Origin of the sequence: Nonomuraea sp. NPDC023979 (genome assembly GCF_040639085.1) — a bacterium.
In the GTDB taxonomy this organism is placed as follows: Bacteria; Actinomycetota; Actinomycetes; order Streptosporangiales; family Streptosporangiaceae; genus Nonomuraea; species Nonomuraea ceibae.
In genome coordinates this window covers 18,979-42,354 of the sequence record NZ_JBEZZG010000050.1, presented here as the reverse complement: position 1 = coordinate 42,354, position 23,376 = coordinate 18,979, and the positions used below count along the sequence as shown (strand labels likewise).

22 protein-coding genes are annotated in these 23,376 nt (G+C 75.1%); 6 read left to right on the top strand and 16 right to left on the bottom strand.

Annotation, left to right across the window (positions count from 1 at the left end):
* Positions 1-13: 13 nt before the first annotated feature.
* On the bottom strand, positions 14-964 hold the full coding sequence (locus tag AB0G11_RS45900) for a helix-turn-helix domain-containing protein (protein ID WP_357593359.1): 951 nt from the start codon (positions 962-964) through the stop codon (positions 14-16).
* Between the two features lie 100 nt (positions 965-1,064).
* Here AB0G11_RS45900 and AB0G11_RS45895 point away from each other — a divergent pair, with 100 nt between their 5' ends.
* Positions 1,065-1,997, top strand: coding sequence for an MBL fold metallo-hydrolase (locus AB0G11_RS45895; protein ID WP_357593357.1), 933 nt, complete (start codon positions 1,065-1,067; stop codon positions 1,995-1,997).
* Here AB0G11_RS45895 and AB0G11_RS45890 read toward each other — a convergent pair.
* Both AB0G11_RS45890 and AB0G11_RS45885 read right to left on the bottom strand, forming a co-directional pair.
* On the bottom strand, positions 1,988-2,908 hold the full coding sequence (locus AB0G11_RS45890) for a serine hydrolase (protein WP_308125930.1): 921 nt from the start codon (positions 2,906-2,908) through the stop codon (positions 1,988-1,990). The genes AB0G11_RS45895 and AB0G11_RS45890 overlap by 10 nt on opposite strands.
* On the bottom strand, positions 2,901-3,857 hold the full coding sequence (locus AB0G11_RS45885) for a YafY family protein (RefSeq protein ID WP_357593355.1): 957 nt from the start codon (positions 3,855-3,857) through the stop codon (positions 2,901-2,903). The genes AB0G11_RS45890 and AB0G11_RS45885 overlap by 8 nt, the downstream gene beginning before the upstream one ends.
* 81 nt (positions 3,858-3,938) lie before the next feature.
* Here AB0G11_RS45885 and AB0G11_RS45880 point away from each other — a divergent pair, with 81 nt between their 5' ends.
* Positions 3,939-5,249 (top strand): FAD-binding oxidoreductase, encoded by a 1,311-nt coding sequence (locus tag AB0G11_RS45880; protein WP_357593353.1) that lies wholly within the window; start codon positions 3,939-3,941, stop codon positions 5,247-5,249.
* Here AB0G11_RS45880 and AB0G11_RS45875 read toward each other — a convergent pair.
* The 3 genes from AB0G11_RS45875 to AB0G11_RS45865 form a co-directional block, all read right to left on the bottom strand.
* Positions 5,246-6,679: an MFS transporter gene (locus tag AB0G11_RS45875; RefSeq protein ID WP_357593351.1), complete on the bottom strand. Its 1,434-nt coding sequence runs from the start codon at positions 6,677-6,679 to the stop codon at positions 5,246-5,248. The two genes, AB0G11_RS45880 and AB0G11_RS45875, sit on opposite strands and share 4 nt — an antisense overlap.
* Positions 6,680-6,751: 72 nt before the next feature.
* Entirely contained in the window at positions 6,752-7,240 is a 489-nt protein-coding gene (locus tag AB0G11_RS45870) for a MarR family winged helix-turn-helix transcriptional regulator (RefSeq protein WP_219508661.1), read from the bottom strand.
* Between the two features lie 105 nt (positions 7,241-7,345).
* Positions 7,346-8,590 (bottom strand): alpha/beta hydrolase, encoded by a 1,245-nt coding sequence (locus tag AB0G11_RS45865; RefSeq protein WP_357593349.1) that lies wholly within the window; start codon positions 8,588-8,590, stop codon positions 7,346-7,348.
* Positions 8,591-8,628: 38 nt separating this feature from the next.
* Between AB0G11_RS45865 and AB0G11_RS45860 the strand changes: the two genes are divergently transcribed.
* Together AB0G11_RS45860 and AB0G11_RS45855 are read left to right on the top strand one after the other, a co-directional pair.
* The gene (locus AB0G11_RS45860; RefSeq protein ID WP_357593347.1) at positions 8,629-9,162 is read left to right on the top strand and encodes a helix-turn-helix domain-containing protein; all 534 of its coding nucleotides are present in this window, start codon (positions 8,629-8,631) and stop codon (positions 9,160-9,162) included.
* A 133-nt stretch (positions 9,163-9,295) separates the two neighbouring features.
* On the top strand, positions 9,296-10,432 hold the full coding sequence (locus tag AB0G11_RS45855) for a glutamate--cysteine ligase (protein ID WP_219508659.1): 1,137 nt from the start codon (positions 9,296-9,298) through the stop codon (positions 10,430-10,432).
* A 10-nt stretch (positions 10,433-10,442) separates the two neighbouring features.
* Here AB0G11_RS45855 and AB0G11_RS45850 read toward each other — a convergent pair whose 3' ends face one another.
* Complete coding sequence (locus tag AB0G11_RS45850) at positions 10,443-11,975, bottom strand: NAD(P)-binding domain-containing protein (RefSeq protein WP_357593345.1); 1,533 nt, start codon at positions 11,973-11,975, stop codon at positions 10,443-10,445.
* On the bottom strand, positions 11,968-12,513 hold the full coding sequence (locus AB0G11_RS45845; RefSeq protein WP_219508657.1) for a peroxidase-related enzyme: 546 nt from the start codon (positions 12,511-12,513) through the stop codon (positions 11,968-11,970). The genes AB0G11_RS45850 and AB0G11_RS45845 overlap by 8 nt, the downstream gene beginning before the upstream one ends.
* 186 nt (positions 12,514-12,699) lie before the next feature.
* On the opposite strand from AB0G11_RS45845, the gene AB0G11_RS45840 reads away from it, so the two are divergent.
* The gene (locus tag AB0G11_RS45840; RefSeq protein WP_219508656.1) at positions 12,700-13,098 is read left to right on the top strand and encodes a nuclear transport factor 2 family protein; all 399 of its coding nucleotides are present in this window, start codon (positions 12,700-12,702) and stop codon (positions 13,096-13,098) included.
* On the opposite strand, the gene AB0G11_RS45835 is transcribed toward AB0G11_RS45840, so the two are convergent.
* From AB0G11_RS45835 to AB0G11_RS45825, 3 genes are all read right to left on the bottom strand, one after another.
* Positions 13,099-13,716, bottom strand: coding sequence for a carboxymuconolactone decarboxylase family protein (locus AB0G11_RS45835; RefSeq protein ID WP_219508655.1), 618 nt, complete (start codon positions 13,714-13,716; stop codon positions 13,099-13,101). It abuts the gene before it with no gap.
* A gap of 141 nt (positions 13,717-13,857) precedes the next feature.
* Positions 13,858-14,583: a phytanoyl-CoA dioxygenase family protein gene (locus AB0G11_RS45830; protein WP_357593343.1), complete on the bottom strand. Its 726-nt coding sequence runs from the start codon at positions 14,581-14,583 to the stop codon at positions 13,858-13,860.
* Between the two features lie 33 nt (positions 14,584-14,616).
* Positions 14,617-14,943, bottom strand: coding sequence for a helix-turn-helix transcriptional regulator (locus AB0G11_RS45825; RefSeq protein WP_219508653.1), 327 nt, complete (start codon positions 14,941-14,943; stop codon positions 14,617-14,619).
* Between the two features lie 96 nt (positions 14,944-15,039).
* Between AB0G11_RS45825 and AB0G11_RS45820 the strand changes: the two genes are divergently transcribed.
* Entirely contained in the window at positions 15,040-16,038 is a 999-nt protein-coding gene (locus AB0G11_RS45820; RefSeq protein WP_219508652.1) for a zinc-dependent alcohol dehydrogenase family protein, read from the top strand.
* Here AB0G11_RS45820 and AB0G11_RS45815 read toward each other — a convergent pair.
* The 5 genes from AB0G11_RS45815 to AB0G11_RS45795 are packed head-to-tail and all read right to left on the bottom strand — an operon-like array spanning position 16,022 to position 23,369.
* Positions 16,022-16,687 (bottom strand): VC0807 family protein, encoded by a 666-nt coding sequence (locus AB0G11_RS45815; RefSeq protein WP_219508651.1) that lies wholly within the window; start codon positions 16,685-16,687, stop codon positions 16,022-16,024. The genes AB0G11_RS45820 and AB0G11_RS45815 overlap by 17 nt on opposite strands.
* On the bottom strand, positions 16,684-17,289 hold the full coding sequence (locus tag AB0G11_RS45810; protein WP_219508650.1) for a TetR/AcrR family transcriptional regulator: 606 nt from the start codon (positions 17,287-17,289) through the stop codon (positions 16,684-16,686). Before AB0G11_RS45810 ends, AB0G11_RS45815 begins: the two co-directional genes overlap by 4 nt.
* Before the next feature lie 37 nt (positions 17,290-17,326).
* Entirely contained in the window at positions 17,327-18,667 is a 1,341-nt protein-coding gene (locus tag AB0G11_RS45805; RefSeq protein ID WP_357593341.1) for an FAD-binding oxidoreductase, read from the bottom strand.
* A complete protein-coding gene (locus AB0G11_RS45800; protein WP_219508648.1) occupies positions 18,664-20,526 on the bottom strand; it encodes an ATP-binding cassette domain-containing protein in 1,863 nt (620 codons plus the stop codon). Before AB0G11_RS45800 ends, AB0G11_RS45805 begins: the two co-directional genes overlap by 4 nt.
* A gap of 5 nt (positions 20,527-20,531) precedes the next feature.
* The gene (locus tag AB0G11_RS45795; RefSeq protein ID WP_357593339.1) at positions 20,532-23,369 is read right to left on the bottom strand and encodes a type 2 lanthipeptide synthetase LanM family protein; all 2,838 of its coding nucleotides are present in this window, start codon (positions 23,367-23,369) and stop codon (positions 20,532-20,534) included.
* Positions 23,370-23,376: the final 7 nt, after the last annotated feature.

Here is a 23,376-nt window from a genome sequence, read left to right as displayed (position 1 = left end):
CCCGCGCTTGGGTTCAGCGGACGTACAGGCGGCGGTAGCGGCCCGGCGAGGTGCCGATCAGCCGGGCGAAGTGGCGGCGCAGCAGCGCGGTGACGCCGAAGCCGCAGCGGGCCGCGACCTGGTCGATGGGCAGCGTCGTGGACTCCAGCAACTGCTGGGCGCGGGCGATGCGGGCGTGCAGCAGCCACTGGGCCGGAGTGGTGCCGGTGTAGTCGGCGAAGTGCCGGGCGAACGTGCGCGGGCTGGTCCGGGCATGGGCGGCCAGGTCGGCCACGGTCAGCGCCTGGTCGAGCCGCTCCAGCGCCCACGCCTGGGTGGCGGCGATGTCCGGGGCGGCCGAGCCGGTCGCGGGCACCGGCCTGGCGACGTACTGGGCCTGCGCGCCGTCGCGGTGACCGGCGGCGACGAGGTGGCGGGCGATGGTGTTGGCCACGTTCACGCCGTGCGCGAGCCGTACGAGGTGCAGGCACAGGTCGATGCCGGCAGTGGCGCCCGCGGAGGTCCAGACGCCGCGGTCCTCCACGAACAGCGCGTCCGGATCGACGGTGACCTCGGGGTGCGCCTCGGCGAGCCGGCCGGCCAGCAGCCAGTGGGTGGTGGCGCGCCGCCCGTCGAGCAGCCCGGCGGCGGCCAGCACGAACGCGCCGCTGCACAGGGCGGCGAGGTCGGCGCCCCGGCCGGCGGCGGCGCGCAGCGCGCCGGCGAGCCGCCCGTCCAGCGGCCCCTGGGGAACGCCGGCGCCGGGGATGACGATCAGGTCGGCGTCGGCGAGGCCGTCGAGCGCGTGCGCGGGCTGGACCTGCGCGGCGGGCTCCATCGTGACCGGAGCCCCGTCGACCGAGCAGAGCCGCAGGTCGAAGCGCGGCACCCCGGCCTGGGAGCGGTCGGCTCCCCACACCCAGCAGGCGACCGAGTAGTCCAGCGCGCTCATCCCGTCATGGAGAAGCAGAGCGACGCTGCGCATGGCAGGAATGTAGCGCATGTTGGCATTCCTGCTACTCCTGCCGCCTTCGCCGCCCCGATCAGGATGATCCCCGGAGCCGAACGCAGAGGAGAGACACATCATGACCGGAGTGCATCGTCGGACGTTCCTGTGGGGCGCGGTCGCCGCCGGGGCGGGCGCGCTCCTGCCCGCGGCCGCCGTTCCCGCGGCGGCCCACGCCGGGGCGTCGCCGGGCGGGGCCATCACGTCCAAATCCGTGGGCGCCTTCGACGTGGTGGCGCTCCGCGACTCCGCCGACACCTTCCCGGCGACGCGTACCGAGATGTTCCCGGACGCGACGGAGGCGGACTGGCAGCGGGCCCGCCGGGCCGACCCGGGCGCGTTCGGCCCCGACCTCGCCTGGAAGCTCGACTTCCGCTGCTACGCGGTGCGGCGTCCGGGCGGGCGGATCGCGCTGGTCGACGCCGGGGTCGGCCCGGCCGGCAGCCCCGGCTCGGCGTGGGCCGCCCCGGGCGTGCTGCCCGAGCTGCTCGCCGCCGCCCGCATCGACGTGGCGGACGTGGACCTGGTCGTGCTGACCCACGTCCACGAGGACCACATGGGCTGGTCGGTGAGCACGGACGGGGTGCCGACGTTCCCGAACGCCCGGTACGTGGTCCAGCGGACCGAGGTGGCGCGGCTCGCGGCGACCAGCCCGATGCGCGACTACCTGATCGTGCCGTTGCAGCGCACGGGGCAGCTCCGCGAGATCGACGGCGAGGTGCGGCTGGCCGGCGCGCGTGGCAGCCGGCTCACCGCGATCCCGACGCCGGGGCACACCGTGGGCCACCAGTCGGTGCTGGTCGACGGCCACGGCCGGCGCATGGTGATCACGGGCGACGTGCTGGTGCACGCCGTGCAACTGGTCGCCCCGGACGTCGGCTACGCGCTGGAGGCGGACCAGGCGGTGGCCGCCGAGACGCGCCGCGCCCTGCTCGCGGACGCCAGGCGCCGCCGCGCCACGCTGGCGACGGCCCACCTGACCAGCCCGTTCGTCAACGCCCGCTATCCCTGACCAGCACCGTCGCGCAGCAGTGCGACGGCCCGCGCGGCGGCGGCGCCGATGGCGGCGTTGATCGCAGCGTCGTCCGCGCCGGGCTCGGACCGGGTGAAGACGGCGGCGGCGTAGCGCCCGCCGTCAGGGCAGGTGATGACGCCGACCTCGTTGCGGACGACCCCGGCCAGGCCGCCGCTCTTGGCCGCCACCCGGACGGGCTGCCGGAAGCCGCTCGCGATGCGGTGGCGGGTGAGCTGGCGGCCCATCAGCGCCCGCACCCGCGCGCACGCGGCGGCCGGGCCGGCGGCGTCGGACCAGATCAGCCGCAGCAGCTCGGTCATGTCGCGTGGCGTGGTGCGGGTGCCGCGCGCGGGGTCGAGGGCGCGGCACCCGGGCAGCCGCCGCTCGGCCCGCGCCACCTCCTCCGGCGGCGCGCCCGCCGACCAGGTGACCAGGTCCTCCCAGCCCGCGCGGCCGAGCTCGCGCCCCATCGAGTCGAGCATGGCCGCCAGGTCGGACTCGACCACGGTCGCGGCCAGCCCGAGTCGCGCGGCGGTCGCGTTGACCGCGGCGACGCCCGTGCGGCGCAGCAGCGTGTCGGCGGTGTGGTTGTCGCTGATCGTCAGCGCCAGCGTGACCATGTCCCGTAACGAGATGACCGTGTCGTCCTCGAACAGCGAGGTCCCGACCGGGCCAGGCGTGCGGGCGGCGGCGCGGAGGGGGACGCGCTCGCGCGGGTCGAGGCGGCCATCGGCGAACCAGGTCTCGGCCTCCAGGGCGATCTGCACCTTGACCACGGAGGCGGGCACGACCGGCTCGGCGGGGCGCAGGCCGATCTCCGCGTCGCCGGTGAGCGGCCGGACGCACAGCGCGCCCTGGCATCCGGCCCGGTCGAAGATCTCTTGGAGCTCGGCCGCCCTGTCAGTCACGGTACAGGGCGGAGATCGCGGAGGCCGCGCGGGACAGGTAATCGCGGGCCTCGGGCGGCGCGGTGACCTCGAGGTCCGCGTGGAACTGCAGCAGGTGGCAGACCGCACCCAGCTCCGGGTAGGTGAACGGCACGCGCACCCAGTCGGGCCCGTCGTCCTCGGGCGGGCCGCTGAAGTAGCCGCCGGCGATGCGGGTCACCATGTCGAGGCGTGACCGCCGGATGCGCGTCTCGATCCGGATGCCGTCGCCGCGCTGCTCCACCTGGCGGCGCAGCTCGTCCCACGCCTGCGCCAGCTCCACGCCGGGGCGGCGGCGTACGGGCTCGGGGGTGACGGTCACGCGGGAGATGCGTTCCGTGCGGTAGAGGTACGGGCTGCGCCGGTGGTCGGCGACCAGGTACCAGACGCCGGCCTTGGCGACCAGCCCGTACGGGTCGACGGTGTAGCCGCGGACGGCGCGCTGGCCGCTGTGGCGGTAGCGCAGCCGCAGCCGCCGGTCGGTGAGGACCGCGTCGAGCAGGGTGTCGAGCTGGAAGTCGGGGCGGGGGCCGGCGAGCCAGCGGTCGGGGTCGACGAGGATGCGGCGGCTGGTCAGCTCGGCCGCGGGCCGGTGCGGCGCGGGGAGCGCGGCCATCACCTTGCGCATCGCGGAGCCGAACGCCTGGTCCAGGCCGAGCGCCGCGTGGGCGCCCCGGGCGCTCAGCACGAACAGCGCCCTGGCCTCGTCGGTGGTCAGCCCGGTGACGTCGGTGCGGAACCCGGCCAGCAGTCCGACGCCGCCGTGCTTGCCGCGCTCGGCGTAGACGGGGACGCCGGCGGCGGACAGCGCCTCGATGTCGCGGTAGATGGTGCGCTGCGACACCTCCAGCAGCTCGGCCAGCTCCTTGGCGGGGACCAGGCGCCGGTGCTGGAGCACCAGCATGATCGACAGCAGCCGGTCGAATTTCACCCGTTCAGAATATGACGGCAGATGTCATGTTATGTCGCCAGGCTGGCCGTGCTGACCCTGACGAGACGAACGGAGTACGACATGACGCGCACCCTTGCCTCCACGCTGGCCGGCCGGGTGGCCGGGCCGGTGTTCCTGCCTGGCCAGGACGGGTTCGAGGAGGAGCTGACCGGTTTCAACCTGGCGGTGCGGCACCGCCCCGACGTGATCGTCGGCGCCCGCGAGGCCGGGGACGTGGCCGCCGCGGTCGAGGCGGCGGTGGCGCACGGCCTGCCGGTGGCGGTGCAGAGCGCCGGGCACGGGTTCTCGGTCCCCGCGACGGGCGGCGTGCTGATCTCGACCCGGCGCATGACCGGCGTGCAGGTGGACCCGAAGACGCGGACCGCCCGGGTGGCGGCCGGGGCCCGGCTCGGCCAGGTGATCGCCGAGGCCGCGCCGTACGGGCTGGCCCCGCTGAACGGGTCGGCGCCGCACGTGGGCGTCGTCTCGTACACGCTGGGCGGCGGGCTCGCGCTGCTGGGGCGCTCGCACGGCTGGGCCGCCGACCGGGTGCTGGCGCTGGACGTGGTGACCGCCGACGGCCGGGCCCGCCGAGTCACGCCGGACTCCGAGCCGGACCTGTACTGGGCGCTGGTGGGCGGGCGCGACAACGTGGGCGTGGTGACGGCGCTGGAGTTCGGCCTGGTGGAGGTGTCCCGGCTGTACGGGGGCGGCCTGTTCTTCGACGCCCGGCTCGCCCCCGGGGTGCTGGAGGCGTACCGGGAGTGGACCGCGGGCGTCCCGGCGGAGATGAACTCCTCGCTGGCGCTGATCCCGGCTCCGGACGGGCGGCTGTGCCACGTGCGGATCGCGTACACCGGCCCGGCGGAGGAGGGCGAGCGCCTGGTCGAGCCGCTGCGGCGGGTCGGCCCGCGGGTGCTGGAGACGCTGCGGGAGATGCCGTACGCGGAGTGCGCCTCCATCCACGACGACCCGCCGACGCCGATGCCGTGGGGCTCGGACAACGCCATGCTGCGCGAGCTGGACGAGAAGGCGGCGGGGATCATCCTGGCGCACGCCGGTCCGGAGGTCATCGTGGAGCTGCGTCACCTGGGCGGCGCGCTGGCCGCTCCCCCGGCGCGCCCGAACGCGGTCGGGCACCGGGACGCGGCGTTCATGCTGGCGGTCCTGACGATGGACGGGCGGCCGGCGCCCGCGGAGGTGTTCCGCGAGCTGCAGCCGTGGACGCTGGGCCGCTTCCTCAGCTTCATGGGCCACGGGGAGGCCGCCGGCCCGGAGCTGGTGCGCACGGCCTACCCGGCCGCCCACCACGCCCGGCTGGCCGCGATCAAGGCGGTGTACGACCCGGGCAACGTGTTCCGGTTCAACTACAACGTCGCGCCCGCGTCCTAGTGCGTGACCACGGGGGCGGGTGACCCGGCGGCGGCGCGGGCGGGCGTGCGCAGCACGGCCAGCGCGACGAGGAGCGCCGCCAGCAGGAGCCCGGCCGCGATGCCGAACGCCAGCCGGTAGCCGCCGGTCAGGGCCGCCGCCTGGGTCGCGCCCTGGCCGAGCAGCTCGCCGGTCCGGGAGGCGGCCATGGTGGACAGGACGGCCACGCCCAGCGCCATGCCGATCTGCTGGGTGGTGTTGAACAGGCCGGAGGCGAGCCCCGCGTCGTCGGCCCTGGCCGCGGACATGCCGAGCGTGGCGAGAGCGGGCAGCACCAGGCCGCCTCCGGCGATCAGCAGCATGACGGGCAGCAGGTCGGGGACGTACGACGCCTGCACCGGCACCCGGGTGAGCCAGGCCATCGCGGCGAGCAGCAGCGCCAGCCCGGCGACGAGCACGGCACGGGCCCCGAACCGGTGGTTGAGCCGGGCGGAGACGAACAGGGAGACGCCGCCGATGGCGACGGCCGCCGGGAGCATCGCCAGGCCGGTCTCCAGCGCGCCGTAGCCGAGCACCTTCTGCATGTAGAGGGCGACGAGGATCTGGAAGGCGAACATCGCCGACAGGCTCAGCATCTGGGCGAGGTTCGCGCCGGCGACGTTGCGGGAGCGCAGGACGCGCAGCGGCATGAGCGGGCTTCGGGCGGTGGCCTGGCGGGCGAAGAACCCGGCCAGCAGCGCGAGCGACAGCGCGCCCAGGCCCAGCGTGTGCCCGGCGGCCCAGCCGTACTCCTCGATCTTGACGACGGTGTAGATGCCGAGCATGAGGCCGCCGGTGACGAGGGCGGCGCCGAGCGTGTCGGCGCCCGCCGCGAGGCCGGCGCCGCGGTCGGCGGGCAGGACGCGGACGGCCAGGGCGACGGTGGCCAGGCCGATCGGCAGGTTGATGAAGAAGATCCAGTGCCAGGAGAGCGCGTCGGTGAGGACGCCGCCGAGCACCTGGCCGATGGAGGCCCCGGCCGCGCCGGTGAAGCTGAACACGCCGATGGCCTTGGCCCGTTCGCGTGGCTCGGTGAACAGCGTCACCAGGATGCCGAGCACGACCGCGGAGGCCAGCGCGCTGCCGGCGCCCTGGAGGAAGCGGGCGGCGATCAGCACGGCGGGGGTGGCGGCCAGGCCGGCGAGCAGCGACGCGGCGGCGAAGATCACGTTTCCGGCGAGGAACACCGTCTTGCGGCCGATCAGGTCGCCGAGCCGCCCGGCCAGGAGCAGCAGGCCGCCGAAGGGGATCAGGTAGGCGTTGACGGTCCAGCTCAGCCCGGCCGCGGTGAAGCCGAGGTCGCGCTGGATGGCGGGCATCGCGACGGTGACGATGCTGCCGTCGAGGATGGTCATCAGGCCGGCGGCCGACAGCGCGATCAGCGCGAGCGGGCGCGATGGGGTGGGGGACATGGCCTCTCCTGTTCAGATGCGGACAGGTGAGACCCTAACAGATGGTTTTGTTGTAGACGATCCCCGTCGGACCTATTTCTGGGACTGGCGGGCCCGGCGCGCACCCGGCGCGACCTCGACCGGAGTGGACAGGTGGCCCTCGGCCAGCCGCCGCATCGCCGCGAGCAGCGTCTCGCGCTCTCCCTCCGGCAGGGCGTGCAGCGCCTCCCGGTGCACGCCGTCGACGATCTCCTGGCTGCGCCGGGCGATCTCGGCGCCCTTCTCGGTGACCGCGATGATGCGCGCCCGCCGGTCGGTGCTCGACGGGCGGCGCTCGGCCAGCCCGGCCTTCTCCAGGGCGTCGACGGTGACCACCATCGTCGTCTTGTCCATGTCGCCGAGCTCGGCGAGCTGGATCTGCGTGCGCTCCTCCTCCAGGGCGTGGACGAGCACGCAGTGCATCCGCGCCGTCAGGCCGATCTCGGCCAGCGCGGCGGCCATCCTCGTCCGCAGCACGTGGCTGGTGTGGTCGAGCAGGAACGACAGGTCGGGCTCAGTGCGGCCGGGCGCCATTGCGGTCATGCCACCAGCCTAGCCAATCGTCCTCATCCGGATTATCCGCAACGACCCTGCCCGGACAGGCGCTCCGCGTCACCTGGCCGGCGAGCGGGCCGGCGCCTCCCCCGGTCAGCCTCCGATCCAGGCCGCGACGTCGGCGACCACGGCCGGGTCCACGTGCTGCGCGGGCTCGTACCCGGCCGGGGTCGACGGGCCCGTGCCGGGGAAGAACAGGTGGTCGTCGGCGTCGAAGACGCGGATCGTGACGTCGGGCCGGTGGCCGAGCCCGGCGCGCCAGCCCGCCAGGTCGTGCTCGACGGTCACCTGGTAGTCGCGGCCGCCCTGGAGGATGAGCATGGGCCGCTCCAGCGCCGCCGCCGTGGCGACGGGGTCGTAGCCGCGCAGCTCCAGCCAGTACGGCGCGGGCAGGCCGAACAGCAGCGACTGTGCCGGGGCCGAGGGCGACAGGGCCGGGTCGGCGACCGCCTCGGCCTGCCGGGTGATCGTCTCGACGGCGGCGTCCATGTCCGGCCCCGGGTCCAGCGACGCGAGGTGCCGGACGACGCGGACGGCGGCCTCGTGCATGGGCTGCGTGTCACCGGCCATGATCACCATACCGGCGACGGCCGGCTCCGCCTCGGCGACGCGCGGGGCGACCTTGCCGCCCATGCTGTGGCCGAGGACGAACACGCGGTCCGGGTCGACGCCCGGCTCGTCTCGCAGCAGGCGGACGGCAGCGGTCGCGTACGGCACGTACTCGCCGGTCATGGTGAGCTCGGCGGCGGCGTGGACGTGGGTGGCCTTGTCGAACCTGGCGACCGCGACCCCGCGTGTGGCGAGCCCCCAGGCCAGGTCCTTGAGCGGCTTGTTGGCCCCGCTGGTGGCGTCGCGGTCGAACGGCCCTGCCCCGCTCAGCAGGACGACGCCCGGACGCGGGCCGGGCCCGTGCGGGAGGCTCAGCGTGCCGGGGACGGCCAGGGGCCCGTCGCCGATCATGACGTCACGTTCGCCGAACGCCGCCGGGTCGGCGTACGGCGGCGGCTCCCAGGGCGGGGTGAGCGCGGTGAGCCGCAGGTCGTGCAGCAGGCCGTCGGCGTCGACGGCGACCACGACGGCGAGCCCGCCGCCCTCGCCGGTGACCGGGACGCTCACGCGGGCCGGGCCCGGCCCGGCCCGCTCGGTCGCGGGCTCGCCGATGCCGGTGACGGGCCCCCGCTCGGCGATCGCGCCCGTCCACGCGGCGCGCACCGCCTCGGCGTCGATCAGCTTGCGCAGCGGCGCCGCGAACAGCCGCTCGAGCTCCGCGAACCGTCCCGCGTGCGCGAGCTCGGCGACCATCCGGGCTGTCGTCTCCGCCCCCGTTAACATTCTCATAGTTTGAGAACGGTAGCACGACATGAGATCGTACGGGAGTGAACACGCTGGAGCTCCTGGGCCACCCCGTACGGCTGCGCGTCGTGCACGCCATGCGCGGCGGGCGGGCGCTGACCACGACCGAGCTGTGCGGCCTGATCCCCGACGTCTCCAAGGCCACCGTCTACCGGCACGTCGACCTCCTGGCGGCCGGCGGGGTCCTGGAGGTGGCCGGCGAGCAGCGGGTGCGCGGCGCGGTCGAGCGCCGCTACCGGCTGCGGCAGGACCGGGCGGTGATCGACGCCGAGCTGATGCGGACGCTGACGCCCGACGACCACCGGCGCGGCTTCGCCACGGCGATGGCGATCCTGCTCGCCGAGTTCAACGCCTACCTCGACCGGGAGCACGCCGACCCGATCGCGGACCTGGTCGGCTACCGGCAGCACGCCGTCTGGCTCAGCCCCGAGGAGCTCGACGAGCTGATCACCGGGCTGCGCGCCGCGATCGCGCCCAAGCTGGCCAACGAGCCGGGACCCGGCCGGTCCCGCTACCTGCTCAGCCCGATCCTGTTCCCGAGCGAGGACGCCGGGTAGCCCCGCCGGACTCCCCCGGCCGGGCCGCGCCCGGTCGCGTCCGCTACCCCTGAACCTGGCGAAGGTCCTCGCGGCCGGGTGGCGGTTACGGCAGCATGATCGGGAGGAAGCCCGCCCGTGAGCCGGAGATGAGATGACCGCGACCGCAGAGACCACGCTCGACCTCCCCTTCGACGCCGTCACCCCGCTCATGGGGGTCGAGGAGGAATATCTGCTCGTCGACCCGGCCACCCGGGCGGTCGCCCCGCGGGCGCGGGCCGTCGTCGAGCGGGCCGCCGCCGAGCTCGGCGACCGCGTCGGCGCGGAGATCACCCGCTTCCAGGTGGAGGCCAAGACGGCTCCGTGCGCGGGCGTGGCGGAGCTGGGCGGCCAGCTCGCGGGCATGCGCCGGGCGGTGGCCGCCGCGGCCCGCGCCGAAGGGCTGGCCGTGATCGCGTCGGGGACGCCCGTCCTGCCCGGCGCGGTGCCGCCGCCCATCACCGAGGGCGCCCGCTACGACCAGGGCATCGCCGCCTACCGGGCGCTGCACGACGAGCAGAGCATCTGCGCCGGGCACGTGCACGTGCACCTGCCCGACCGCGAGCTGGCCGTGCTCGTCTGCAACCACCTGCGGCCCTGGCTGCCCGCGCTGATCGCGCTGATGGCCAACTCGCCGTTCTGGGAGGGCCGCGACACCGGCTACGCCGCCTGGCGGGTGCTGGCCTGGGGCAAGTGGCCGGTGGCCGGGCCGCCGCCCTACTGCGCGAGCGCCGCCGAGCACGACCGGCTGGTGGCGGCGCTGACCGCGTCCGAGGCGGTGGTCGACCCCGGCACCCTGTTCTGGGACGCCCGCCCGTCGGCCCGCCTGCCGACCGTGGAGGTGCGCGTCGGCGACGTGCCCGCCTCGACGGCCGAGGCGACGCTGCTGGCGCTGCTCGTCCGGGCGCTGGTGACGGTGTGCGCGAAGCGGGCGCGCGACGGCGACCCCGGCCCCCGGCCGGCCGAGCCGCTGCTGCGCGTGGCCTACTGGCGCAGCGCCCGCGACGGGCTGGAGGGCCACGCGGTCGACCCGTTCACCGGCGTGCCGCGTCCCGCCACCGAGCTGGTGGCCGAGCTGCTGGAGCTGGTCCGGCCCGCGCTGGCCGCCAGCGGCGACCTGGAGGCGGTCCAGGAGCTGTGGCGGCGGCTGCGCGCGTCGGGCAGCGGCGCGGCCCGCCAGCGCGCCGCCTTCGCGCGGCGCGGCCTGCTGACGGACGTGGTGGACGACCTGATCGGCCGCTTCACCCGCTGACCGGCCGGGCTCAGCCGGGCAGCCAGCGGGCCAGGAACGCGCGCAGCGGCTCGGCGTGCCGGGCCGGGTCGTCCCAGCGGGCCTGCAGGTCCTCCAGCAGGTGCCGCTCGGCCAGCAGCTCGCCGCCGCGCCAGGCCCGGACGACCGGGTGCAGGAACGCGCACTCCTCAGCCCGCTCCGGCTCCGGGTGGCGGCGGATGGCGAACACGTCGGCGTAGTCGCGCCGCCCCCACCGCAGCGTGACCGTGAACGTCAGCCCGCCGCCGCCGAACCGCTCGACCGCGTAGTCCTCCGGCAGGTCCCGGTAGTGCCGTACGCCGCCGTCGACGACGTAGGCGTCGCACAGGTACTCGAACTGCGTCCACAGCGCCGAGCTGTGGTTGACCCGCGCCAGCATCGACCGCGTCAGCGCCTCGGCCTCGGCGGGCACCGCGCCCTCGGGCAGGGGTACGCCGTCGTAGCGCTCGCCGAGCAGCGCGGCCAGCACGCGCAGGTTGTAGCGGAAGCCGTCGACGAACGCCGACGAGGCCCGCTTGAAGTCGCGCGCCTGCATCAGCGTGCCCGCGAAGTACAGGCCGTCGACGTTGGCCGAGCGGAAGTCGGGCCGGATGGCCGGCAGCCGCCCGCCGGGCGCCATCTCCGGCCGGCACTCCTCGGCGAACAGGCCGGTGTCCATGACGAAGCCGGTGCAGCGCACCACGGCGTCGTAGTCGAGCTCGGCCCGCTCGCCGTCGGCCAGCGTGTAGGTGATGGAGGCGCGCACGCCCTCGCCGTGGCGTTCGAGCTTGTCGACGGTGCATTCCAGCACGGCGTGCAGCGTCTTGAACCAGTAGCTGTCCAGCAGCGCCCCGTACTGGCCGCGCACGTGGCCGGGGTGCTTGGTGGTCCAGGCGAGCCGGACCGGGCTGGGGCTGGCCAGGTGGATGACGGACGCGTGCGGCAGCAGCGCCATCGCGGTCTCGAACGCGGCGTTGCCCTTGCCGATGATCAGGACGCGGCGGCCGGTGAACTCCTCGCCCGCCGTCGGCACGTCCTCGTAGCCGGTCGCGAGCTCGATGCCCGGGATGTCGGGCACGTACGGGCCGCTCCAGCCGGAGGCGACGATCACGCACTCGGCGCGCACCACGCGGTCGCCGGCGTGCACCTCGAACAGCCCGTCACGCTTGCCGACGCGGGTCACCGGCGTGTCGAAGCGGACGTTCAGCCCGTGGAGGGCGTGGAAGTCGCCCAGGTAGCGGACCAGGTCGTCGGCGTGCGGGAAGTATTCGCGCGAGTAGGCGTCGAAGCGCAGGTCGGGGCCGTCGTCGCAGAGCAGCGAGTTCCAGTCCCAGCGGAGCTGGATCTCGCGCTCCTTCTCGCCGCTGTTGACCTTGTTGAGCGAGATGAGCCGCCGGTGGCGGGGGTAGCGGCGGAAGAAGCCGCCGGGCGCGTGCTCGCGTTCGAGGGTGAGGTAGTCGGCGCCGGCGCGCTGGAGGAAGTAACTGAGCTGGAGCCCGGCGGGACCGGCTCCGATGATCACGTAGCGGTGCCGCTCGTCATCCATCGGCGACGCTCGTGTAGCCCCGCTCGACGATGCGCTCGGCGGAGGCGGCGTAGAAGGAGTCGTCGTCCGGCGTGTCGGTGGCCAGGCCGTCGACGTAGCGGTTGAACATGCAGAACGCGGCGGCGATCAGCACGGTGTCGTGGATCTCCACCTCGGTGGCGCCCTCGGCCTCGGCGGCGGCGACGAGCTCGCGGGTGACGTTCTTGCCGCCGCGCTGCACGGCGGCGGCGACGGCCAGCAGCGCGCGGAGCTTCGGCGTGACCGGCGCGGTCGCCGCGTCGGCGTGGACCGCGGCGACGAGGTCCGCGCCCTCGGGCAGTTGCGCGGCGGCGAACGCCGAGTGGGAGGCGGTGCAGTAGGAGCACGCGTTGAGCCCTGACACGTAGGCGGCGATCAGCTCGCGCTCACCGCGGGTCAGCGTGCTGTCGCCGCGCAGCAGGACCTCCGCCAGCGCGTTCAGCGGCCGGGCCGTCTCGGGCCGGAACGCGAACAGGCCGCGGATGCCCGGCATTCCGGAATCGATGGTGACGTGGGGCAAGACACAACTCCTTCGGACGACCGGGCACCTGCATGATCGTTGTGTAATGCGCGCCTGTCAACGCCTCCTTTCCGGTCGCCGGCCCCATTTGTTTCCCGGCGGCCGGACAAGGGTTGTCGGGCGTAACCGCCCGGCGTAATGTCACGCACGCCACGTGAACCCCGTTTAACGACCGGAGAGTGCGTCATGGCCGATCACCCGAACATCACCGTCGCCGCGAACAGTTACGACGCGATGGCGAAGGGCAACTGGGATTACCTGCGCGACGAACTTCTCGCCGACGACGTGGTCTTCCACGTGCCCGGCCAGGGCTCGCTGGCCCGCGACTACCGGGGCAAGGACGAGGTGCTGGGCTATCTCAGGCGCCTCGCCCAGAGCACCGGCGACACGTTGCGGATGGAGCCGCGCACGTACCTGGTGGGCGACGACCACGTCGCGGCGATGCTGAGCGTCTACGCCGAGCGCGAGGGCCGGGTCCTGGAGGACACCGGTCTGCAGGTCTACCGCGTCTCCGGCGGCAGGATCAGCGAGCGGTGGAGCTACCCGGACGATCCTGGCGCCGTGGACGCGTTCTTCGCCTCCTGATCACGCGCTCTCGGCCAGCTCCTTGCGCCAGACGGCCACGTAGCCGCTGGTCAGGCGGGCCCTGGCCGCATAGTGCTCCGGATCGTCGCAGGCCAGCGTGGCCAGCCCGTCGACGTAGCGGTTGTACATGCAGAACGCCGCGGCGATCAGCACCGTGTCGTGGATCGCCAGGTCCGAGGCTCCCTCGGCCCTGGCGGCCTCGACCAGGTCGGCGCCGACCTGCTGCCCGCCGCGCTGCACCGCCGCCGCGATCGCGAGCAGCGCCCGCAGCCTGGCGGAGATCGGCGCCGTGTCCGGGTCGGCCCGCACCGCGTCGACCAGCTTCATGCCCTCGGGCAGCCGGACCGCGGCGAACGCCGCGTGGGTGTGGAAGCAGAACCGGCACCGGTTCAGCGACGACACGTACGCCGCGATCAGCTCACGTTCGGCGCGGTCCAGGGTGTCGTCGCCGGAGAGGAGCACCTCCGACAACTGCGTGAGCGGCGCCGCCGCCTCGGGCCGGTAGCGGAACAGCCCGCGAATTCCCGGCTCATCCGAAACCAGGGTAATGTGCGGGCGTTTTCCGCCCGCGTGGTTGACGAATTCCCGCCGTCGCGGGGGCCAATTCACCTGTGCCATTTGCCGTCCCTTCGTCCGCCGAATTCGCCTGCATACTGCAAGTGTGCGGTCCGGGCCGCCGCGTATCCGGAATTGTGCGGGCCAGCATGATGTCCGCCGTGACACGTTCCTGTCAGCCCGGACGCTGGACGGCGGCGGGACTCAGTCCCGCAGGGCGCGCGCCAGGGCGTTGCCGTCGCCGGGCGCGACCGGTTCGGTGAGGAAGACCGGCCCCTGGGCCATGAACCTCGGCCGGGTGCCGCGGTGCTCGTCGGCGGCGTGCACGGTCAGCGGGTGCACGAGGTAGACGTCGCCGGGCAGGCCGGTCGCGCGGGCCACCGGGCGGTCGCGGGACGCCTCGTCCAGCAGGGGCCCGGCCTCGAACGGGTCGAGCACCCGCTCGCCCAGCACGCGGGCGGCGTCACGGTGGGAGCCCACCCGGATGCGGGTCGGCGCGTCGTCCTCGCCCACCTCCGACAGCAGCGTGAGCAGCAGCATCGTCTCGGGCCGCCCGGACACCGCCCAGGAGCCGTCGGGCCGGGCCACGGAGGCGTCGATGTGCCAGCCCCGGTCGTCGACCTCGGACTTGCCGGGGAAGCGGACCGGCATGTTGCCGATGGCTCCGCGCGGCTTCCAGCCGCCCGGCCCGGCCAGCGCGTCGAGCGCCTCGGCCAGGCGGGCGCTGCGGACGAACGCGCCGAACGGCCCCTGGCCGGTGACGTCGGCGGCCCACACCACGGGCTGCCGCCATCCGGCGGGGTCGTCGGGCGACAGGCCGATCTGGTGCCACACCGCCGCCCTGGCCGCGTCGCCGGCCTCGCGGGGCACGGCGGCCTCCAGCTTGACGAATCCGTCGGCGACGAAACGCTCCACGTCCACAACAGTCATGGCAGCCACCGTAACGGGGCTGTCCACTGCTTTTCAGCGGCCGACCAGCGCCTGGAGCAGGCCGGGGAAGGCCTCGTCGATCTCGTCGCGGCGCAGCGCGTTCATCCGGGAGGTGCCCACGTAGTGCTGGCGGATGAGGCCGGCCTCGCGCAGCACGTTGAAGTGGTGGGTGGCGGTGGACTTGCTGACGGGCAGCTCGATGGTGCCGCAGCTGACGTCCTCGCAGGCCCGGTAGAGCTCGCTCACGATGTGGCGGCGCACGGGGTCGACGAGGGCCTCCAGCACCTGCTGGAGGGTGATCGTCCGGATGTCCGGGTGTGGCGGGACGCGCTCCCGCCCGGTTCGCCGTGCCACCGTCATCACCCCACCCTAGCAAAGTACGGCCACCATCGAAGTTTGACAGCGATCATACTTTCCGCTTGAGTGAACCCCTCACCACGGAAGGAACGATGCGTGATGACCAGGACGGTGCGCTTCCACGAGCTCGGCGGGCCCGAGGTGCTGCGGCTGGAGGACGTGGAGCCCGGCGACCCCGGCCCCGGCGAGCTGCTGGTGCGGGTCGACGCGATCGGGCTCAACCGCGCCGAGACGCTGTTCCGCAGCGGCCACTACATCGAGCCGGTCAAGGAGTTCCCCTCCCGGCTCGGCGCCGAGGCCGCGGGCGTGGTCGAGGGCGTCGGCGCCGGCGTGACGGGGTTCGCCCCCGGCCAGGAGATCAGCGTGGTGCCCGCGTTCTCCATGAACGACTACGGCGTCTACGCCGAGCGCGCGGTGGTCCCGGCCGCGGCGGTGCTGCCCCGCCCCGCCGGGCTCGACGCGGTCGGCGGCGCGGCGGTGTGGATGCCGTACCTGACGGCGTACGGGGCGCTCGTGGAGGTCGGCGGGATGCGCGCGGGCGACACGGTCGTGCTGACGGCGGCCTCCAGCAGCGTCGGCCTGGCCGCGATCCAGATCGCCGGCCGCGTCGGCGCGGTGCCCGTCGCGACCACCCGCACGCGGGCCAAGGCGGCGCGGCTGCGCGCGGCCGGGGCGGCCGAGGTGATCGTCACCGAGGAGGAGGACGTGGCCGCGCGGGTGCTCGCGCTGACCGGCGGGCGCGGCGCCGAGTTCGTCTTCGACGCCGTCGCCGGTCCCGGCGTGCTGGAGCTGGGCCGGGCGGTCGCGCCGGGCGGCTCGCTGATCATGTACGGGGCGCTGAGCGGCGAGGTGACGCCCTATCCGGGGTTCGCGCTCGGCATGCCCGCCCTGAACATGCGCACCTACACCGTGCACGAGACGACCACCGACCCGGACCGGCTGCGCCGCGCCGAGGCGTTCGTCGCCTCCGGCCTGCGCGCCGGCGCGTTCGCGCCCGCCGTGGACCGCGTCTTCGACCTGGCCGACGTCGCCGAGGCGCACCGCTATCTGGAGTCGGGCGCCCAGGTCGGCAAGATCGTCGTCACGACGGGCCGGTGACGGGCAGGCTCCGCTCCCTGATGGGCGCGTAAAGGGCGCTCCAGCCGTTGAACAGCCCGGTCGCGAAGTAGTGGACGTTGGTGGCGAGCACGGCGAGCAGCGTCATGGCCACGTACAGCCCCAGCCCGGCCGCCCTGACGAGGTCGACGGGCAGCGTGTACGCGATCGCGACCCGGGCCGCGGCGTCGAGCAGCAGCGCCACGGACCAGATCACGGTGGACACCCGCCAGATCCGGCGGAAGGCGGGCAGCCGCTCCCAGTAGACGTCCCACGGCTCGCGCAGCGGCCCGCGCGGGAGCCTGCGCTCCACCAGCGGGCGGGTGAACTCGTAGGCCATCGGCCTCCCCCACCACACCGAGGCCAGGAACCACAGCCCGGCGGCGGCGGTGACGAACCCCTCCTTGGCCAGCAGCAGCCGCTCGTCCCCGCCGACCAGCGCGGCCAGCAGGGCGATGCCCATCATGCCCGCCATGAACAGGCCGAGCCCGTCCAGCCTGCGCCCCCGGGCGAACTGCCAGGCGGTGACCACGGCGGGGACCAGCGCGTCGACCAGCAGCGCGAGATAGACGCTGACCCCGAGCGCGCGCAGCCCGTAGTAGACCCCCAGCGGCACCACGACGTTCAGCGCGAACGACAGGGCCCGGCTCACCCGCCGCTCCGGGTGGCCAGGTCGAACAGCGTCACGAGCTCGCGCGCGTAGCCGTCGAGGTCGAGGTCGGGCTTGGTGCGCAGCAGGAACGGCAGCCCGTCGAGCGAGCGCTGGATGGTCGCCGCCATGACGAACGTGTCGAACTGCCGGAACTCCCCCCGGCTCTGCCCGTCACGCAGGATCGCCTCCAGGTGCCCGAGGACGCCGTTCTCCTCGTCGGGGCCGTAGGACCGGCTCTCGCCCGCGCCGCCGCGCCAGTCGAGGAAGATCGTCATCAGCGCCTGCATCTCACCGGCGTGCGTCGCGTTGAACTCCACCAGCCCGGTGATGTACGCGCGCAGCCGGGCGGCGGCGCCGGGCAGCCCGGCCATCCGCTCCCCCAGGTGGCGGCCGAGCTTGCCGATGATGTGGCCGACGACCTCGGCCATCAGCTCGTCCTTGCCGGCGAAGTGGTAGGAGATCAGCCGCGTGCTGCTGAGCCCGGCCCGCTTGGCGATCCGGGCGAACGACGTCTGGCCGTAGCCGGCCTCGCTCAGGGTCTCCACAGTCGCGGCGATGATCTGCGCGCGCCGGGCCTCCCCCGTGAACGTTCTTACTTGCATGAGTAAAACATACGCCATTCGAGTAACCGGCGCCAGGTCAGCCCAGCGGCTGGGCCGAGCCGAACACGCCGTGCGGGTCGTGGAGGGCCTTCAGCTCGCGCAGCCGGGGCAGGTTGGCCCCGTGGTAGGCGCGCGCCCAGTCGGCCAGGTCCGGGTCCGGGTAGTTGGGGTAGACGCCGGACGTCCACGGGGAGATGCGCTCCCAGGCGCGGCGCAGCCAGGCGTGCGCGTCCCGGCGGCGGCTGTCGCTCGCCCGGAAGCCGACCTGCACGGCCTGCTTGAGCAGGAAACGCGGCGTGCGGTGGGCGAAGGCCGTCGCGGCGGGGTCGACGCGGCCGATCGCGCCCGCCCACGGCACGAACTCCAGGTCGCGGATCTCGCCGTAGACCCGGTCGGCGGCCAGCCGTTCCAGCAGGTCCTCGACGGCCTCCCGGGGCAGGGCGCCGGGCAGGAATCCCGACTTGCTCAGGCGCAGGCCGGGCCGCTCTCCGGGCGGCAGCTCCGTGGCGGCTCCGGCTCCGCCGTCGGCGTAGGAGTGGTGACAGGCGGCCGCGGCGCCCTCCAGCCGGGTGAGCGTGAGCCGGTCCACCGGGGCCAGGCCGGCCACCAGCTCGGCGGCCTGCTCCTCCGGCCCGGCGACGACGCCGAACAGCACCGCGTACGGCTCCTCCTCAGGCTCGTCGCCGGCGATGACGGCAATCTCCAGGTTGACCTCGTCCGGCGCGCCGGGCGCCCAGTGCTGCCAGGCGTCCACGAGGGCGGCGGCGTCGCCGAAACCGCAGATCGCCCGGACGGCGGTGACGGGGACGATCGGGCGGGTGCGCAGCGTCAGCCGGGTGACGGCGCCGAACGTGCCGCCGCCCGCCCCGCGCAGCCCCCACAGCAGGTCGTCGCCCGCCTCGACGGCCCGCCCGTCCGCCAGGACGACGCGCGCGGCCAGCAGGTGGTCGGCGCCGAGCCCGTACAGGCGGGAGAAGACGCCGTAGCCGCCGCCGAGGACCGCGCCCGTCACGCCCACGGCCGGGCACCAGCCGCACGGCACCATGCGCCCGTGCTCGGCCAGCCGCCGGGCCAGCTCGCCGATCCGCACGCCGGGCCCGACCCGCACGGTGCCGTCGCCGACCTCGATCGTCCGCATCCCGCCGAGGTCGACCAGGAGGCCGGTCGTCGAGGAGTGCTCGGCGAAGCTGTGGCCGCCGCCGCGCAGCGCGAACGGCAGGCCGCGGACGCGCGCGAGCTCCAGTGCGCCGATCACGTCGGCCTCGGAGCCGCAGCAGGCCACGGCGGCGGGCAGCGCCTCGTCGAGCGTGCCCAGGAACGGCTTGCGGCGGGCCTGGTAACCGGGCTCGCCGGGATGGATGAGCCGCGGCGCGGTCATCGGCGGGCCGGCTTGCCGGTCTGGAGCGCGTACAGCTCGGCGTAGCGGCCGCGCAGCGCCAGCAGCTCCTCGTGGGTGCCCTGCTCGGCGATGCGGCCCTGGTGCAGCAGGTAGACGCGGTCGGCGTGCCGCACGCTGGTCAGCCGGTGCGTGATCAGCACGACCGTGCGCTCGCCGGCGATCCGCCGGAGCGTCTCGTAGACGGCGTACTCCGCCTTGGCGTCCAGTGGCGCGGTCGGCTCGTCCCAGATCAGCAGCGGCCCGTCGCGGAACAGCCCCCGGGCGACGGCCAGGCGCTGCCACTGCCCGGCCGACAGCTCGTGACCGCCCCGGAACTGCTTGGACAGCAGCGTCCGCCAGCCCGAGGGCAGCCCGGCGATCACGTCGTCGGCGGCGGCGAGCGAGGCGGCCTCGCGCAGGGCGTGGTCGCCCGGGTCGGGGCGGTCGTGGCGGCCCATGCGGACGTTGGTCCTGGCGTCGTGCGGCCAGCGGACCGGGTGCTGCGGCACCAGCACGATCCGGTCGGCCAGCGAGCGCGGGTCCAGTCCGGCGCAGTCGAGCCCGTCCCAGCGCATGGTCCCGGTGGTGGGCCGGTACAGCCCGGCCAGCAGCCTGGCCAGCGTGGTCTTGCCCGAGCCGTTCTCGCCGACGAGCGCGATCGTCTGGCCGGCGTGGACGGTCAGGTCGATGCCGCGCAGCGCGGGCCCGGCGCCGCCCGGGTAGGTGAAGCCGACGTCGCGCAGGGTGATGCGCGCGGGTGAGCGGGGCGCGGGCACGCCGCCCTCGGGCCGCCTCCTGGCTTCGGCGTCGGCCAGGAAGTCGTGGTAGTCGGCCACGTACAGGGACTGCTCGAACAGCTGGTTGGCGGCCTGAGTGAGCTGGCGCAGCGCCCCGGCGGCCACCCTGACGGCGATCACGGCGGTGCCGGCGGCGGCGGTGGCGATCCAGCCGGCGTGCAGCATCAGCCCGAGCGCGGCCAGCACCCCGGCCAGGGCCAGCCCGGCGGCGGCGCGGCCGGCGGCGGTGGCCCGCGCCATGGCCAGCCCGACCCGCGTCTCCTCCGCCTTCAGCACGTCCGCCACCTGCCGGTACTCGGCGAGCACGGACGGCTCGGCCTGGCAGGCGCGCAGCTCGCCCGCCGGCTCGCGTTCGGTGGCCAGGGAGGTGAGCAGGTCCACGCGGCGGTTCAGCGTGACCATCGCGCGCATGCCCGCGTAGCCGCGCCTGGCGGCCCTGAGCACCGCCCACGCCTCCGGGATCACCCCGGCCACGAGCAGCGGCACCAGCAGCGGGTGCAGTACGGCGAGCCCGGCGGCGGCGGCCGTCACCCCGCAGGCGGCGCCGAGCAGGTCGACGAGGTTGCCCGCGGAGCGGTCGAGGTGGAACAGCCCGCGGTCGCGGGCCCGGTGCAGGCCGTCGAAGAAGTCCACGTCGTCGAGGTCGGCCAGTTGCACGCCGAGCGCCGCAGCGAACAGCCGCTCCTGCGCGGCCCGGCGCAGCGCCGGTTCGAGCCGCGCCCTGGCCAGCTCGACGCCCGCCACGGCGGCTCCGCGCAGCGCCACGATCACGGCGACGAGGACGAGGTCGGGCAGCGCGGCGAGGATGCGTTCCGGGGCCGCCCCTGCGGCCAGCAGCTCGTCCAGCACGGCGGTGGTCGCCAGCAGGCCGCCCGCCGTCGCCGCGCCGATCGCGAGCTGGAGGGCCAGGACGGCGAGCGCGGGACGGCGCCCGCACTCCCAGACGAGCCGCAGCACGGGCGCGACGAGCGCCGGCAGGCGGCGCAAGGTGTGCCGGGGCCCGTCCGGGCTGTCGAGGTGCCAGTAGGGGGTGACGAGCTCGTCCTGCGCGTCCGCCGTCATGCCGCTCACGCCGGGTCCGGCAGCAGGACGGACGGCAGCGCGCAGTCCGGGTGCATGCGCAGGAGCTGGTAGGCGACGCCGCCGAGTCCGGGCAGCAGGCCCGGCGCGAAGGCGTCCCTGGCCAGGCCGCTGACCGGGCCGTTGACCTCCAGGCCGCCCAGGATGTGGGCGTCCAGGACGGCCCGGTCCACCGGCGCGACCCCGGCGGCCCGCGCGTGTTCGATCACTTCCCAGGAGCCGAGGTCGCCGTGGCAGAGCGTGTGGTTCCAGCCGGTGCCGTCGGCCCAGCAGGAGGCGGCGGCGCGGGCCAGCCGGTCGCGCCAGCGGGCGCCGCCCTCGCGGGCGAGCCGGTCGGCGGCGACGATGCCGACGCCGCCCGCGCCGTGGCACCAGGCGGCGGCGGTGAACCCGTCGCCGCGCAGGTCCACCCAGCCGCGCTGGTCCGGGTCGTACAGGGTGTCCTCGTAGGCGAAAGCGGCGTCGGCGAGCTCGCGCGTCCCGGCGGGGGCGGCGGCGGTGTCCGCCAGCCGGGACAGCGCCCAGCCGATGCCGGTGGCGCCGTGGGCCAGCCCGCCGAGGCCCTGCGGGAAGCGCGCACCCGGCCAGCACGCCCCGCCGGTCCGGTGCTCGGCCAGGGCGGCGAGGCGTTCGCCGATGGACGCGGCGAGCGCGGTCCAGCGCGGCTCCCCGGTCTGCTCGGCCAGCCGCAGCAGGGGGACGATCGCCCCGGACATGCCGGACAGCAGGTCGTAGCCGTCGTCGGCGTCGATCGCCTCCGGCAGCAGCTCGGCCAGCGCGCGGGCGCGGTCCGGCGCCTCCTCCCCGGCCGCGCCGAGCGCGCGCAGCAGCAGCCAGCCCCACACCTGCGAGGTGATGCCGAGGTACGCGCCGGGCGGTTCCGGCCGCAGCCGCATGTCCGCGCGCCGCTGGGCGGCGTCGCGGTCCTCGGTCAGGCGTACGGTGCGCAGGACGGCCGCCAGCAGGCCCGGCAGCTCGTCGACGGGCTCGGCCCGGCCGGCGGCGGCCTCGCCCACGTAGGCGGCGAGCAGGACGGCCACGCCGTGGGCTCCGCCGTACAGGTCGGCCGACAGCGGCTGCACCGCCCAGCCGGTGGGGTTGAGCACGGGCGTGATCCAGGTGACGGTGCCGTCGGGCCCGCGCACGGCGGCGTCCAGCACGCCCCGCATGATGCCGGCCGCCGCCGCGCGCCGCCTGGGCTCCAGCCGGTCGGTGAGGAGCAGGCCGGGCGACAGCCGCTTGTCCTCCGGCATCCAGCCCTCGTTCAGGTACGCGCTGACCAGGGCAGCCTGCGCCACCCGGCGGTCCAGCGCGTGATCACGCGCCCGCCAGCGGGCCACGGCGTCGGCCACCAGGTCGAGCTCGGGCCCGCACCGGCTGCCTCCGGGGCCGCGCAGCACGCCCACCCGGGGCGTGGTGTCGAACAGCGGGATGTCGCCCTGGCACAGCTCGTCCACCTCGGCGGCGATGACGGCGGCGTCGCCGGGAGCGCCGGGCACGTTCTCGGACATCCTGGCCAGCAGCGCGGCGGCCCTGGCCCGGGCGGGCGCCTCGTCGTGCAGCGCGACGGGATGCCAGAGCATGCGGGCCAGCTCGGCGTAGGACTCGGTGGAGCGCAGCACGGCGCGGACCGGGCAGTCGGCGAAGCCCGCCAGCAGCGGCTCCAGCTTGGCCGACCGGTCCAGCTCGGCGAGGCGTTCGTCGAGCTCGTCGAACCCGGCGATGATGGCGTCCCAGTAGTGGCCGAGGACCGGCTCGGGGCTGGGGTGGTTGGCCGCCGGAGGCAGCTCCACCCGTTCGATGCCCATTCTCGGGCTGTCGGTGCCGGCGTCGAGCACGACCGGCAGCTCGACCTCCGGCTGCTGGCCGGGCAGCGCCCCGGCCGCCGACATGTCGACGCCCCGCCAGCCCAGCGCGACGCCGCGCCCGGGAAGCAGCCCGGTGCGCATGACGGAGGCGTTGACCAGCTCGACGGCCAGGTCGACGGCCTGGCCGTAGCCGGAGGGGCGGGCCTTGGCGTGCGGGGTGAACAGGCTCTCGCAGTCGACGACCACGGGGTGCGGGCCCGCCGCGATGAGGTTCTCGGCGTGCAGGTCGCTGCCGCCGAGCAGGCGCATGAGGGCCAGCCAGTGACCCATGCCCCGGTAGAAGGCGCGCAGCTCCGCGGCGTCGGCGCAGTGGCGGTGCTCGATGTGCTCGGCCCAGCCGTACCCGTCGCGGGTCACGACCTCGGGCACTCGCATGGTGGAGTCGCCGAGGTGGGTGAGCAGCCGGGCGAGCTCGGCGTCGACGGCCAGCGAGCGCGGCTTGTACAGCACCCGCCCGTCCTCGCCGTGCGCCAGCACGACCGTCTGCCCGCCGCGGTGGCTGTCTCCGGCGCCGAACTCGACGCGGGTGAGCTCGCCGGCCGGCGCGCCGGGCAGCGCGGCCAGCGCGGCGCGGTCGCGGGCGAAGCGGGCGGCGAAGCGGTGGGCGGCCTCGCAGCGGTTGCGGATCACGGTCGCCAGCCGGGCCTTCATGGCCGGGTACGGGCCGTCCAGTCCGCGCCAGAACGCCGGTTCCGCCACGGTCCGCTTCCACTGCTCCCAGCGGGCGGCGGGATCGGGGGCGGTCAGGCGCCCGGAGAGCCGGGCGGCGTTCACCTCCAGGACCAGCACTCTGGTGATCCTGCGGCGGACGTCTTCGTCCAGGGACCGCGCCGAGCCCGCCAGGACGGCTGCGCGCTCGGCCCCGGCGAGGCCGGTGAGCCGTCCCAGCCGGGCCTCCAGGTCGGCCAGAGCCGGTCCGATCAGCGGGTCCAGCGGTGGGTCGAACTCACCGGCCATGTGCTCC